At 70.9% G+C, this 13,005-nt stretch carries 11 protein-coding genes; 4 read left to right on the top strand and 7 right to left on the bottom strand.

Annotation, left to right across the window (positions count from 1 at the left end; genetic code table 11):
• Positions 1–67 precede the first annotated feature (67 nt).
• Together ACWFR3_RS16280 and ACWFR3_RS16275 are read left to right on the top strand one after the other, a co-directional pair.
• Positions 68–1,387 (top strand): aminotransferase class I/II-fold pyridoxal phosphate-dependent enzyme, encoded by a 1,320-nt coding sequence (locus ACWFR3_RS16280; protein WP_453735215.1) that lies wholly within the window; start codon positions 68–70, stop codon positions 1,385–1,387.
• 71 nt (positions 1,388–1,458) lie between these two features.
• Positions 1,459–2,001, top strand: a complete 543-nt coding sequence (locus ACWFR3_RS16275) for a GNAT family N-acetyltransferase (protein WP_453735214.1) — start codon at positions 1,459–1,461, stop codon at positions 1,999–2,001.
• Between the two features lie 2 nt (positions 2,002–2,003).
• On the opposite strand, the gene ACWFR3_RS16270 is transcribed toward ACWFR3_RS16275, so the two are convergent.
• Positions 2,004–2,870 carry an aldo/keto reductase gene (locus ACWFR3_RS16270; protein ID WP_453735213.1) on the bottom strand — a complete coding sequence of 289 codons (867 nt, stop codon included), beginning with the start codon at positions 2,868–2,870 and terminating at the stop codon, positions 2,004–2,006.
• Positions 2,871–3,172: 302 nt separating this feature from the next.
• Here ACWFR3_RS16270 and ACWFR3_RS16265 point away from each other — a divergent pair, with 302 nt between their 5' ends.
• On the top strand, positions 3,173–4,189 hold the full coding sequence (locus ACWFR3_RS16265; protein WP_453735212.1) for a hypothetical protein: 1,017 nt from the start codon (positions 3,173–3,175) through the stop codon (positions 4,187–4,189).
• A 21-nt stretch (positions 4,190–4,210) separates the two neighbouring features.
• Here ACWFR3_RS16265 and ACWFR3_RS16260 read toward each other — a convergent pair whose 3' ends face one another.
• The 3 genes from ACWFR3_RS16260 to ACWFR3_RS16250 form a co-directional block, all read right to left on the bottom strand.
• A complete protein-coding gene (locus tag ACWFR3_RS16260; RefSeq protein ID WP_453735211.1) occupies positions 4,211–5,020 on the bottom strand; it encodes an SDR family NAD(P)-dependent oxidoreductase in 810 nt (269 codons plus the stop codon).
• A 143-nt stretch (positions 5,021–5,163) separates the two neighbouring features.
• Positions 5,164–6,642 (bottom strand): esterase, encoded by a 1,479-nt coding sequence (locus tag ACWFR3_RS16255; protein ID WP_453735210.1) that lies wholly within the window; start codon positions 6,640–6,642, stop codon positions 5,164–5,166.
• A 298-nt stretch (positions 6,643–6,940) separates the two neighbouring features.
• On the bottom strand, positions 6,941–8,479 hold the full coding sequence (locus ACWFR3_RS16250; RefSeq protein ID WP_453735209.1) for an alpha/beta hydrolase: 1,539 nt from the start codon (positions 8,477–8,479) through the stop codon (positions 6,941–6,943).
• A gap of 426 nt (positions 8,480–8,905) precedes the next feature.
• Here ACWFR3_RS16250 and ACWFR3_RS16245 point away from each other — a divergent pair, with 426 nt between their 5' ends.
• The gene (locus ACWFR3_RS16245; protein ID WP_453735208.1) at positions 8,906–9,196 is read left to right on the top strand and encodes a hypothetical protein; all 291 of its coding nucleotides are present in this window, start codon (positions 8,906–8,908) and stop codon (positions 9,194–9,196) included.
• A 462-nt stretch (positions 9,197–9,658) separates the two neighbouring features.
• Here the strand turns inward: ACWFR3_RS16245 and ACWFR3_RS16240 are convergent, their stop codons facing one another.
• From ACWFR3_RS16240 to ACWFR3_RS16230, 3 genes are all read right to left on the bottom strand, one after another.
• The gene (locus ACWFR3_RS16240) at positions 9,659–12,052 is read right to left on the bottom strand and encodes an ATP-binding cassette domain-containing protein (protein ID WP_453735207.1); all 2,394 of its coding nucleotides are present in this window, start codon (positions 12,050–12,052) and stop codon (positions 9,659–9,661) included.
• A gap of 170 nt (positions 12,053–12,222) precedes the next feature.
• Complete coding sequence (locus ACWFR3_RS16235) at positions 12,223–12,633, bottom strand: VOC family protein (RefSeq protein ID WP_453735206.1); 411 nt, start codon at positions 12,631–12,633, stop codon at positions 12,223–12,225.
• Positions 12,634–12,821: 188 nt separating this feature from the next.
• The gene (locus tag ACWFR3_RS16230) at positions 12,822–12,899 is read right to left on the bottom strand and encodes a 50S ribosomal protein bL37 (protein ID WP_370443954.1); all 78 of its coding nucleotides are present in this window, start codon (positions 12,897–12,899) and stop codon (positions 12,822–12,824) included.
• Positions 12,900–13,005: the final 106 nt, after the last annotated feature.

The raw sequence follows: 13,005 nt of genomic DNA, 5'->3' as shown, positions 1-13,005 counted from the left end.
TGTGACTTCCCGGCGTCCCGCTTGTCCCGCTTGACTCTTGATTTTGTATTGATACATACTTGATTACGTGGCAGCACAATATGCGATCAGCGGTACGACCGCCAAGGGCATTACGTCCTCGGTCGAACAGGGCGTGGCCGAGGGCGGCTTGGGACCGGGCGACGCGCTGCCTCCGGTGCGACGCCTCGCCGATGAACTCGGGGTCAGCGCGGGCACGGTCGCGACGGCCTACAAAGAACTCCGGCGGCGCGGAATCGTCGTGACGCGCGGCCGGGGCGGGACGGTGGTGGCCCGGGCCCCGGCGGTCGGAGCGCGCCGGCCGCCCAGGGTGCCGCCGGGGGTGTGCGATCTGGCAGGCGGGCACCCGGATCCGGCGCTGCTTCCGGTGCTGCTTCCGCCCGGCCAGGTGGACCCGGTCAGCGGTTCGCACCGCGGTTCGCCGCGCCGTGCGGCCCTTGAGGAACTGGCACGGCAGTGGTTCGCGCGGGACGGGGTGCCGGACAGCCGGGTGACCTTCTCGCACGGCGCCCTTGACTGCATGGCGCGGCTGCTGTCCACGGAGCTGAGGCCGGGCGACGCGGTGGCCGTCGAGGACCCAGGCTTCCACCATCTGCTGGACCTGGTACCGGCGTTGGGTCTGCGCATGGTGCCGGTGACGGTGGACGACGAGGGGATCAGGCCGGAGGCGCTGCGTGGTGCGCTGCGGGCCGGGGCCCGGGCCGTGGTGTGCAGCCCGCGGGCGCAGAACCCGGTGGGCGGCAGCTTCTCGGAGGCCCGGCGGGACGCCCTGCTCGACGTCCTCGGCGGCTTTCCGGAAGTGCTTGTCATCGAGGACGACCACAATGCCGAGATCGCGGGGGCACCCTCGTCCTCGCTGGCGGCAGGCGGGCTCGCACGCTGGGCCCAGGTGCGGACCGTGTCCAAGCACCTGAGCGTCGACCTGCGATGGGCGGCACTGGCGTGCGACGCCACCACGCTGGCCCGGCACGAGGGGCGGATGCTGCTCACTTCGGGGTGGGTCAGTCACGTACTGCAGGAGACACTGGAACGCACGATGACCGATCCCGCGGCGCGAGCGCTGGTGGGGCAGGCCGAGCGGACCTACACCGAGCGGCGCGAGGCGCTGACCGGCGAGCTCGCGCGGCTCGGCATCGCGGCGCACGGAGCGAGCGGGATGAACGTATGGGTGCCGGTGCGCGACGAGTCCGCGGTGGTCAACGGGCTGCGCTCGCGCGGGTGGTGGGTGGCCGCGGGCTCCCGCTTCCGTATCGCCACACCCACGGCCGTGCGGGTCACCACGGCCACGCTGGAGGTGTCGGAAGCGGCACGGTTCGCCGCGGACTTCGCGGCGGCGCTCGGTGAGTCCGAGGCTACGTACGGGGGTTGAGTCCGAGGCCAGGACAATGGACTCACCATCTCTCATGCGCCGCCCCCGAGTTCAACTCCCCGAGGTGCCCGATGATCAGCTGGCGGCGACTCGCCGAACCGGACTTTCCGCTGCTCCGGACCTGGCTGGAGCAACCGCACGTCGCACGCTGGTGGAATCACGAGACCTCACCCGAGGCGGTGGCGCGTGACTTTGGCCGGGCCGCCCGCGGCGAGGAGCCGTCGGAGGACCTGCTCATGCTGCTCGACGGCGAACCGTTCGGCCTCGTCCAGCGCTCGCGCTTCGCCGACTACCCCGAGTACGGGGAGGAGTTGGCCGACCAAGTGGATGTCCCGCAGGGCGCCGTGACCATCGACTACCTGATCGGGGACCCCCTACGGGTGGGCCGGGGGCTCGGCACGCGCATGATCCGGGCGATCGTCCGGGCCACCTGGGCCGACTATCCCGATGCCGCCGCCATCCTGGTCCCCGTACACGTGGGCAATCAGGCTTCCTGGCGGGTCCTGGAGAAGGCGGGCCTGCGGCGGGTCGCCGAGGTGTCGCTCGAACCCGACAACCCCGTCGACGACCGCGCCCACTACCTCCTGCGGATCGACCGCCCGGAGTCGGACTGAGGTCAGGCCTCCGCGATCCGGTCCAGACGCCCGCGCTGCTCGTCGCTCAGCCGCAGGCCCGCCGCGGCGACGTTCTCCGCCAGGTGGTCGAGCGATGCGGTGCCCGGGATCGGCAGCACGACCGGGGAACGGTCGAGCAGCCAGGCCAGGGCGACCTGCGCCGCGGTGGCGTCGAGTTCGGCCGCGACGGCCGCGATCTCGGCCGTCGCGGCGGAGGCCGTTTCGGAGGAGGCCGTCGCGGTGGAAGCCGCCGGGTGGACCGGCCGCCAGGGCAGAAAGGCGATCCCTGCCGCCTCGCAGGCGTCGAGCACGGCCTCATGCTCGCGGTCGAGCAGGCTGTAGCGGTTCTGCACGCTCGCCACGTCGACGATTTGGCGCGCCTCGTCGAGCTCGTCGACGGTGACCTCGGAGAGACCGATATGGCCGATCCTGCCGTCGAGTTGGAACTCCCGCAGCGTGCCGAGCTGATCGGCGAGCGGCACCTTCGGATCGAGGCGGTGCATCTGGAGCAGTCCGATCCGCTCGACACGAAGCCTGCGCAGCGCCTGCTCGACCTGCGCACGCAGGAACTCCGGACGTCCGTTGACCGACGCCTCTTCGCCGGGGGCCGACTGCTCGATGGCGACCTTGGTCGCGATGAGCAGGTCGTCCGGATAGGGGTACAGCGCTTCGACGAGGAGTTCCTCGTTAGCACCCCATCCGTACATGTACGCCGTGTCGATCAGCGTGATGCCAAGCTCGACGGCGCGCCGGGCCACCGCGATGGAGGCCTCCCTGGGCGCCCCGGCCTCGGTCGGCAGGCGCATCGCCCCGAACCCGATCCGACGCACCTCGATTTCGCCGCCGATACGGAAAGTGCTCGATGTCATGTGTCGCGTCCACCCCTAGCTCCGCGCGCCGCGTCAACGGCGGATCCAGAGCCTGCCACGAATTGCGCACCCGCGTGCATTGACGGCTCCGCCTGCCCGGTTCAGGGTTCCCGGGAAAGGAACGCGAGCAAGACCTCAAGACCGCAACGAAGACCGCAAGGAAGACCTCAAGAAGGGACCCCTTCATGCGAAGACGCTCCTTTGCCCGTGGACTGGCCTTCACCGGGGCCGGGTTGGCCCTGCCCGTACCGTTAGTCGGCGCCGCCACCGCCCGGCCCGGATCCGCCGCCACCGGCGGACCCGTGTCCGCCGCCGCGGCCTGGCAGCAGGTCGCCGCCCCCGACGGGCAGCCGGCCGCCCACCTGATCGCGGTCGCCACCGCAGGTCCCGACCGTGCCTGGGCGGTGGGCGAACAGGGGCGCAACGGAAGCACCATCGGCACTCCCCTCGCCCTCAGCTGGAACGGCTCGGCCTGGTCACTGGCCGACGTCTCCCACCTGGCATACAGCGGGGGCCTGCGGGCGGTCGCCGCCGGTACGGGCGGCGCGGCCTGGGCCATCGGCACGAACACCGCGGGGCACGACCAGCTCCTCCGGTGGAACGGCACGACCTGGCACGAGGCCGACTTCCCCGGCCGGGGCGAGCCGGGGACACGGCTGACCGGGGTGGCGTCCGCTCCCGGCGGCCGGTTCTGGGTGTCGGGGCGGCACGCCGACCGCGCCGGTCTGATGCACGGCAACGGCAAGGGATGGCGCTGGTCCCGGCCGCTGCCGGACGAGGCCGCGCCCACTCCCTCAGGCGTCCGCGTGACCCCCGGCGGCGAGGTGTGGGTCTTCGGCGACATCATCGCCCGCTGGGACGGCGCCTGGACGGTGGTGCCCCGCAATCTCGGCATCCGCGCCTCGGTGACCGGTCTGCTCCCGGTCGCACACGACGATATCTGGCTCACCGGATTCGCGTACGGCGTGGGCGGGCCGCCCGGCAAACCGCCCGGCGTCACGCTGCAACACTGGAACGGCACCGAGTGGACCGACGCCCAATCCCCCTTCACCGTCGGCTCGTTGACCGGCATCACGGCCGATGCCGCGGGGCGGCCCGACCGGATCGCCGGCTGGGACTTCTGGGACCAGAAGCGCGCCCACTATCTGCGCTGGAACGGCACGGCCTGGGTCAGCGAACGCGGACCGGAGACACCCTCGACCTACCTGCCCGAGGCCATCGCCCCCATCCCCGGCACGGACGGCGGCCACTGGTCGGTGGGCACGACCTCCTTCTCGCCCTACCCACCCGCCCAGCTCCGCGTGGAACGCTTCGGCTGACCCACAGGTCCGCCCCGACGCCTAGGCGCGCGGTGCGATGCTGAAGTCGAACGCGGACGTTCCGGGGTCCACCGCCGTCACCCCGCCGTCTACGGTCAGCGTCGCACCGTTGACGAACGACGCGGCGGGCGAGAGCAGCCAGGTGATCGCCTCGGCGACCTCCGCAGGCTCTCCCGGCCGGCCCGCAGGGACGAGCCGCGTCGCTTCCTCGTACGCCGCGTCGGCACCGCCGTCCCCGAGCCCGGCCTCCTCGGCGAACCGGTTCATCCGCCGGTCGGCCATCTCGGTCCGCACCCAGCTGGGGCACACGGTGTTGGCACGGAGCCCGGCCTTGCCGTAGTCGACGGCCAGGGAGCGGCACAGCTGGAGGAGCGCCGCCTTGGACGTGGCGTACGCGGCGTTCGCCACGCCGTTGCGCAGTGCGGCGACCGAGGCGACCGCGACCACCGAGCCGCGCGTCTCCAGGAGGTGGGGAAGCGCGGCCCGCAGCAGCAGGAAGGGCCCCGTGAGGTTGGTGCGCAGCACGGCGTCCCAGTCCTCGTCAGAGAGGTCGCCGACCGCTCCGCTGCGCCCGACGCCCGCGTTGAGCACGAGCCCGTCGATGCGGCCGTAGGCCTCCGTGGCCGCATCGACGAGCCCGGCGACCTCCTCGGGATTCCCCGCGTCGGCGGGGTGGGCCAGCGCCCCCGTCTCCTCGGCGACGCGCCGCAGCGGCTCGGGGCGCCGCCCGGAGACGACGACACGGTGCCCGGCCGCGCGCAGCTGCCGGGCCGTGGCGGCGCCGATGCCCGTGCCGCCGCCGGTGACGATCACAACTCGGCTCTCTGTCATGCCTGTTCAGCCTCCGAACGCAGTCGTGAGCACATGGCCGTGATCATACGTAGGCGCACGTAGACACATGTAGGCACATATGGGCCGCTCACGACTGCGTTCGAGGGCCTGCCGGAAGACCCACCGAAGGGCCTTCAGCGGACCTACTCGTCGATCGCCGCGCCGAACGCCGCGCCCTTGCCCGGCGCGCCGAGCGACTCCGCGCCGTACGTCCAGGACCCCGCCGCGGTGACGCCGCTCGCTCCTGCCGAGAGGACCCACACCACACCGTCACCGGCGTTCTCGCCCGGCGCTGCGGCCAGGAGACCGAACCGGCCGTCGCGGTTGGGGTCCGTCAGGCGCACCTGGGCGCCCCACTTGTCGCCCTTCTCGGGGACGCCGGGGATGTCCGCGGAGTCCTGGTCGAAGGACTTGGCGCCGACCCCCGTCATCCCGGCCTGCGAGCCGCGCAGCACCCAGACCGCTCCCGCGTCGGCGACCGTGCCGATGTCCTCGCCCGGTGCGCCGATCGCGACGTCCGCGTACCCGTCGCCGTTCGTGTCGGCCACGGACAGATCGGCGCCCCAGCCGTCACCGCGCTCGGCGACACCGGGCACGTCGACGCTGTCCTGCGTCCACCACTTGGCTTCGTCCTTGAGGCCGTCCGCGCCGCCGTACCGGACGCCCACCAGGCCGCCGGTCAGCGTTTCGCCGCCGTCGTCGGGGGAGTTGGGCTCGCCGGTCACCAGGTCGTCGTAGCCGTCGTGGTCGATGTCGCCCGACGCGGCCACGGGCCCGCCGCGCAGATCGTGCTCGTACTTGAGTCCGTCGGCGTTGCCCGAGAAGTACGCGGACCAGCCGTGTCCCGGCTCGTCGCCCACGGTCACGCCGGACACGACGAGGTCGGCGTAGCCGTTTTCGTCGTAGTCGCCGGTGGTGAGCGACTTGGGTGTGATGTCGCGCTCCTCGGCCGCCGCGGAAAGCCGCTCGGTCGCCTGCCGCCGCAGCGGCACCTGTCCGTCGGCCTGCGGTGCGGCGTCGTAGGCGAAGAGTTCCAGGTCGTCACGGTCCAGTACGGCGAGGATGTCGCCCGGCGTCTCGCCGGTGAGGTGCGCGGCGGCGAGGCTGAGGCCGAACTGCTCGCCCTTGGTGGGCTCCTGGGTCTCGAGCCAGTCGCTGTTGTCGCCGCTGAGGCCCTGCTTGGAGCCCCACAGGATCGCCACACCACCCGCGTCGACCGTGTCACCGATGTCCTCGCCGGGGATGCCGACGATCGCGTCGTCGTAGCCGTCGCCGTCCAGGTCACCGGTGGCGACGGCCTTCCCGAAGCCGTCAGCCGCCTCCGCGGCGCCCGCGACACCGGCCGTCGACTGGCTGAACCGGGCGACGGAGGTGGTGTTCATGCCTCTGGACGAGCCGTACTGCGCCGTGACGAGACCGGCGCCCTTCTGTCCGCTGACCGTCGCCCCGGGGGCTCCGACCAGCACGTCTTCGTATCCGTCGCCGTTGAAGTCACTGTTGCGGTCGTCGGCGTGCGTACCCCCGGGGGTACCGGCGAAAGCGGAAGGGGCGGCGACGATGCCCGCTCCGGACAGAAGGAGGAATGAGGCCGCGGCGAGGGCGGCCGAACGGTTCTTGCGCACGAGCGGCTCCTGTAAAGGAAAGTGGCCGGGCAAGCGCGAGGGTGTCCGGAAAGGGCCCGTTCCTTGTCCGGCGCCCTGTTCGACACCGGATGGGGCACAAGGGTTGTACGCGCCCTTGGTTTCTCCGGATATTCATCCCGCCGACTGACCGCGTTCTGCCGCCAGTTGGGGCTATGGAGCAGCTCGCTCCGTGGGTACGGGGCAGTGTGTGCGGCCCCTGTGCGGCTCTGGTTGCACCGGAGCGGACGGCGATCGTCGCCGTCCGCTCCGGTCAGCCGTCAGGACGCGGTGCGGGCGGTCATCGCAGGAGGCCCGGAGCCGGGAGCGGAGAGGTGGCCTTCCGCCGGCCGGGGTTCGCGTGGCACGTCACGTCGGCGGCCGGGAGGCTGCCGGTGGCCAGGTAGGAGTTGGTCGCGGAGTCCGCACAGGGGTTGGTGCCGTAGACGCCGTGGCCCTCTCCCTCGTCGACCGTGACCATGCGCGAGCCCTTCAGCTGCCGGTGCATGGCCCGTGCGGTGGACAGAGGGGTCTGCGAGTCCCACTCGTTCTGCACGATCAGCGCCGGGACCTTGTTGTTCACCACGGTGACGGGCTCGACGGGCTTGTCCCAGAAGGCGCAGGGAGTGACACTCGCGGCGAAGTCGCCGTACAGCGGGTACTTCGCCGCGTCGCGGATCGAGTCCTTGAGGTAGGTGCCGGGGTCGCGCGGCCAGGAGACATCGCCGCACACCACGGCCATGGTCGCCGAGACGTCCTCCTCCGGCTCGGGCTCGAAGGGCCCGGGGCTCTGCACACTGCCTCCGCCGCCGGCGGCCTCCTTCAGCTTCACCACCCGCTCGGCCGCGGTACGCACGGTGACGAACTCCGGGCGCACCAGGTCGCGCACCCCGGCCCCGTCGAGCGGGACCCCGTCGACGACGAGGGGGTCACGGTCGGCCCTGGCGATCACGTCCCAGAAACTCTTGCTCACCGCGGCTGGTGTGTCGCCCAGTCGGTAGGTCGTGTCGCGGGCGGCGGTCCACTTCGTCCACCGCTTGAACGCCCGCTCGCCCTCCGGGCCCCAGACGCGGAACATCTCGCGCCACATCAGCTCCGGGTCGATGGCACTGTCGAGGATGAACCGGTCGGTGCGGTGGGGGAACAACTGCATGTAGACGGCGCCGAGCGCGGTGCCGTACGAGACTCCGAGGTAGGAGATCTTCCGCTCGCCCAGGACCGCCCGCAGGACATCCATGTCGCGTGCCGTGTTGCGGGTGGTGATGTGCGCGATGGTGCCGCCCGCCTTCGTACGGCACTTGTCGGCCACGCCCTTGGCCCAGGCTACGTTCTTCTCGAAGGTCCGCAGCGGACGCAGCAGCGTGTTCTCGTCGGGGCCGAGACCGCAGTCCACGGGTGTGCTGCGGCCGATCCCGCGCGGGTCGAACCCGATCAGGTCGTAGCGTTCCTTCACCTGCCGGGGCAGCAACTCGTCCAGTACGAGCGGTAAATCAAGACCGGGCCCGCCGGGGCCGCCGGGATTGGAGAGCAGTACGCCGTGGCGCTTGCCGGGGTCGCTGGTCCTGAGCCGGGATATCGCCACGTCGGTCGTCTTGCCGCCGGGCTTGCGGTAGTCCAGCGGAACCTTGAGGGTCGCGCACTGGAAGGCGGCGGGCTTGTCGGCGTCGCACCGCTTCCAGGCCGGCTTCTGCCGGGTGTAGGGGCGCAGGGCGTCGGCGGAGGCGGGGGCCGCCGAGCGGGCCGAGGGAGTCGCGGCGGCCGGGGCCGCAGCGGCCAGACCGGGGGCCAGAGCTGCCAGCAGGCTCACTGCGAGCAGCGGTACGAGCGGTCGTCTCTGCATGCGGAGGGTCCTTCCGATGGACATCGCGGGACATGATCGATCTTGTCCCGTCGCAGGGCCGCGCGACTCATCCCGGAAGCCCGAGTTCCTCCAACTCACGTGGCACTTGCGGCGTTTGTTTCTACTCCGCTGGGAGGAGCGGACGCCGGGCGGGACCCCGAGCGGAGTCAGGGTCCGCGTCACCTCGGTCAGGTCCCGGGTCGCGTGGAGCGGCGGCCGGGAACTCGTCGGCGCCGTTACGCAGTTCCCCCCTGCTCCGTGCGGGTCCTCCGGCAACTCAACCCGCCCGCACGGGCAGTTGGCATGGCCCGCGACGCCCGGCGATTAGCGCGTTCGGGTGGCTTGGCGGCTCCGGTGCAACCAGCGGACCGCCCGACCGCCTCCTGTCCGACACAGGCACCGCCCGCCCGTCGTGAGGAAGCCGCCATGACTCCACCTGCCACGATTCTGCCGACCGTCGACCGGGACGCGGAGACGGACTTCATGCTGCCCCCGCCGGACCCGACGCAGCGCCTGGACATGGCGCCCCCGCCACTCCTTGCGCCCCGTGACCGGCACCGTCTGAGTCTCTACGCCACGCTCACCACGGCCGGCATCCCGCCCCACCCCGACGACACCAGGGCCATCGACGCGCTGAGCACGCTCGACGACACGGTCGCTCTCGCGATCTGCCGCTGGCTCAGCACCCATGCCCAGCCCGCGACCCCGCTCACGTGACGCGACGGGAACGCTCACCGCGCTCCCCCGCGCGGCGGGCGCGACAGCCGGTCAGCCCCTGTGGAACAGGTCCTGCGGATCGACACGCTCCCAGCGCGAGCGCGGGGCGGGCGCACGCGGCACCTCCCGGTCCTGGTCGAGCCACTCGCGCACCAGCGCGTCATAGATGGGGGATTGCGAAGGAGCGCCCCCGCCACCGGTCCTTGTTTCGGCACGGGGCGGCCGCGGTGAAGGAACCCCGCTCCCCGCATCGCTCATGCCCAGTACAACGATCCTCTCCGGTCGCGGCAACGCCGCTTTACGCCATGAAGCCCGTGGCATGCGCATGCCACGGGCTTTATGGCCCAGCAAATGCAGGTTACTGACTCCGCGCATCGCCTGGGTGCAATCTGCGATTTCGTACCCAAACGAGAGAATCCGGGCGGCGGTCCTGGTATCCGCCCCGTGCCCGCAGGCCCTCGCTCAGCCGCCGACGTACGCCGAGAGGTGCTCGCCGGTGAGAGTGGAGCGGTCCGCGACGAGGTCGGCCGGAGTGCCCTCGAAGACGATCTTGCCGCCGTCGTGACCGGCACCGGGACCAAGGTCGATGATCCAGTCGGCGTGCGCCATGACGGCCTGGTGGTGCTCGATGACGATGACCGACTTCCCGGCGTCGACGAGCCGGTCGAGAAGCGCCAGCAACTGCTCGACGTCGGCCAGGTGCAGGCCGGTGGTCGGCTCGTCCAGTACGTAGACGCCGCCCTTGTCTCCCATGTGGGTGGCCAGCTTGAGCCGCTGCCGCTCGCCGCCGGACAGCGTGGTGAGCGGCTGGCCGAGGCTGATGTAGCCGAGCCCGACGTCCGAGAGCCGGTCGAGGATCTTGTGCGCGGCCGGCGTGTGCGCCTCTCCCGAGCCGAAGAACTCCGTGGCCTCGGCCACGGACATCGCGAGCACCTCGCTGATGTCGCGGCCCCCGAAGGTGTATTCGAGGACCGAGGGCTGGAAACGCTTGCCCTCGCAGTCCTCGCAGGTGCTCTCGACCCCGGCCATCATCCCCAGGTCGCTGTAGATGACACCGGCGCCGTTGCAATTGGGGCAGGCGCCCTCGGAGTTGGCGCTGAACAGCGCGGGCTTCACGTCATTGGCCTTGGCGAACGCCTTGCGGATCGGGTCGAGCAGTCCCGTGTACGTCGCCGGGTTGCTGCGCCGCGAACCCTTGATCGGCGCCTGGTCGACCGCGATGACACCCTCGGACGCGGGGACGGAGCCGTGGATCAGTGAGCTCTTGCCGGAGCCCGCGACGCCGGTGACGACACAGAGCACTCCGAGAGGGACGTCGACGTCGACACCCCGCAGGTTGTGGCGGGTGGCTCCGCGGATCTCCAGCGTGCCGGTGGACTTGCGCACCTCCTCCTTGAGCGAGGCCCGGTCGTCGAGGTGGCGCCCGGTGACGGTGTCGCCGGCCCGCAGCCCGTCGACGCTGCCCTCGAAGCAGACGGTGCCGCCCGCCGTACCGGCGCCGGGGCCCAGGTCGACGACGTGATCGGCGATCGCGATGGCCTCGGGCTTGTGCTCGACGACGAGGACCGTGTTGCCCTTGTCCCGCAGTCGCAGCAGCAGGTTGTTCATCCGCTCGATGTCGTGGGGGTGCAGACCGATGGTGGGCTCGTCGAAGACGTACGTGACGTCGGTGAGCGAGGAGCCGAGGTGGCGGATCATCTTGACGCGCTGCGCCTCGCCGCCCGACAGCGTGCCCGCGGGACGCTCCAGCGAGAGGTAGCCGAGGCCGATCTCCACGAAGGAGTCGAGGGTCTGCTGCAGCGCGGTGAGCAGCGGTGCCACCGACGGCTCCTTGAGGCCGCGCACCCACTCGGCGAGGTCACGGATCTCCATCGCGCAGGCGTCGGCGATGCTGAGCCGCTTGATCTTGGAGTTCCGGGCTCCTTCGCTGAGCCTGGTGCCGTCGCACTCGGGGCAGGTGGTGAAGGTGACCGCCCGCTCCACGAACGCCCGGATGTGCGGCTGCATCGCCTCCTTGTCCTTCGACAGGAACGACTTCTGGATCTTGGGGATCAGTCCCTCGTAGGTGAGGTTGACGCCGTTCACCTTGACCTTGACCGGCTCCCCGTAGAGGAAGCTCTGCAGTTCCTTCTTGGTGTACCGGCGGATCGGCTTGTCGGGGTCGACGAAACCGGACTGGGCGTAGACCTGCACGGTCCACTGGCTGTCCGACTTCCAGCCGGGGATGGTGAACGCGCCCTCGGCGAGCGACTTCGAGTCGTCGTAGAGCTGGGTGAGATCGATGTCGGAGACCGAGCCCCGGCCCTCGCAGCGGGTACACATGCCGCCGGTTCGGTTGAAGGTCGCCTTCGTCGCCTTCGTCTTGTTGCCGCGCTCTACGGTGATCGCGCCGCTCGCCCTGACCGACGCGGTGTTGAAGGAGTACGCGCTGGGCGGGCCGATGTGCGGCTTGCCGAGCCGGCTGAACAGGATGCGCAGCATCGCGTTGGCATCGGTGGCGGTGCCGACCGTGGAGCGGGGGTCGGCCCCCATCCGCTGCTGGTCGACGATGATCGCGGTCGTCAGACCGTCGAGTACGTCGACCTCGGGCCGTGCCAGCGTCGGCATGAAGCCCTGCACGAAGGCGCTGTAGGTCTCGTTGATCATCCGCTGGGACTCCGCGGCGATCGTGCTGAACACCAGCGAGCTCTTGCCCGAACCTGAGACGCCGGTGAACACCGTCAGACGGCGCTTGGGGATCTCGATGCTGACGTCCTTGAGATTGTTCACGCGCGCGCCGTGCACGCGGATCAGGTCGTGGCTGTCGGCGGCGTGGAGCGCAGGCGACTGCGTGGTCTTCCTGTTGGCCGGGCTCATGGTGCCTCTCCATCTGTCGGGCGGAGCCGTGTGCGCGGTCTCCGTCGTTATCGCCTGGCCCGATCTGATCATCATCGAGCAGTACGTCAGGTTTTACTTCGTTCAGCATGACTACGGCAACGCTCAGCCGACATCCGTGGCGGCGAGCCGCGGCCAGCACCGGGGCCGGCTCAGCGGAGTTCCCGGATCCGGAGCAGGTTGCCCGCGGGGTCGCGGACGGCACAGTCGCGCACGCCGTACGGCTGCTCGGTCGGCTTCTGCACGATCTCGGCGTCCTTGGCCTGCAGCCGCGCGAAGGTGCCGTCGAGGTCGGCGGTGGCAAGCAGGATCCCGGCGTAGGTGCCCTTGGCCATCATCTCGGTGATGGTGGTGCGCTCGGCGTCGGTGATGCCGGGGTCGGCAGCGGGCGGCTGCAGGACGAGGGACAGGCCGGGCCGGTCGGCGGGACCGACGGTGATCCAGCGCATCCCGTCGTATCCGACGTCGGCGCGGACCTCGAAGCCGAGGGTGTCGCGGTAGAAGGCCAGGGAGGCGTCAGGGTCGCTGTGCGGCAGGAAGCTCGCGTAAAGGGTGACGTCCATGGCCATCACGCTAGATCCGGCCATGGGGCCGGCGCTTCTCGATTCCTGACCGGTCTCGGCACTGGTCTCGGCACAGGTCTCGGCACCGAGACAGCCGAGGCCGGGGGTGGCGTGACCGCCTGCGGGTGCCGGTGGAACGCCTCGGGGGCGGCACCGCATGGTGCCGCCCCCGAGTGCCACGCCCGTCCTCAGGACTGGGGGCGGCTGCCGTGGTTCGCGCCGTTCTTGCGGCGGGCCTTCTTCTTGCGACGTCGCTTCGAGGACATGGATACCTCCGTGGTTCCGGTGTTGCTTCCCGGGCACTAGCCCAGGCGATCATGCCGCGCTTACCCAGAACAAAGCCCCGTAATGACGTGTCCTACGTCACTCAAG

Source organism: Streptomyces sp. NPDC055189 (assembly GCF_053606765.1).
This window is presented reverse-complemented; position numbering and strand designations above follow the sequence as displayed.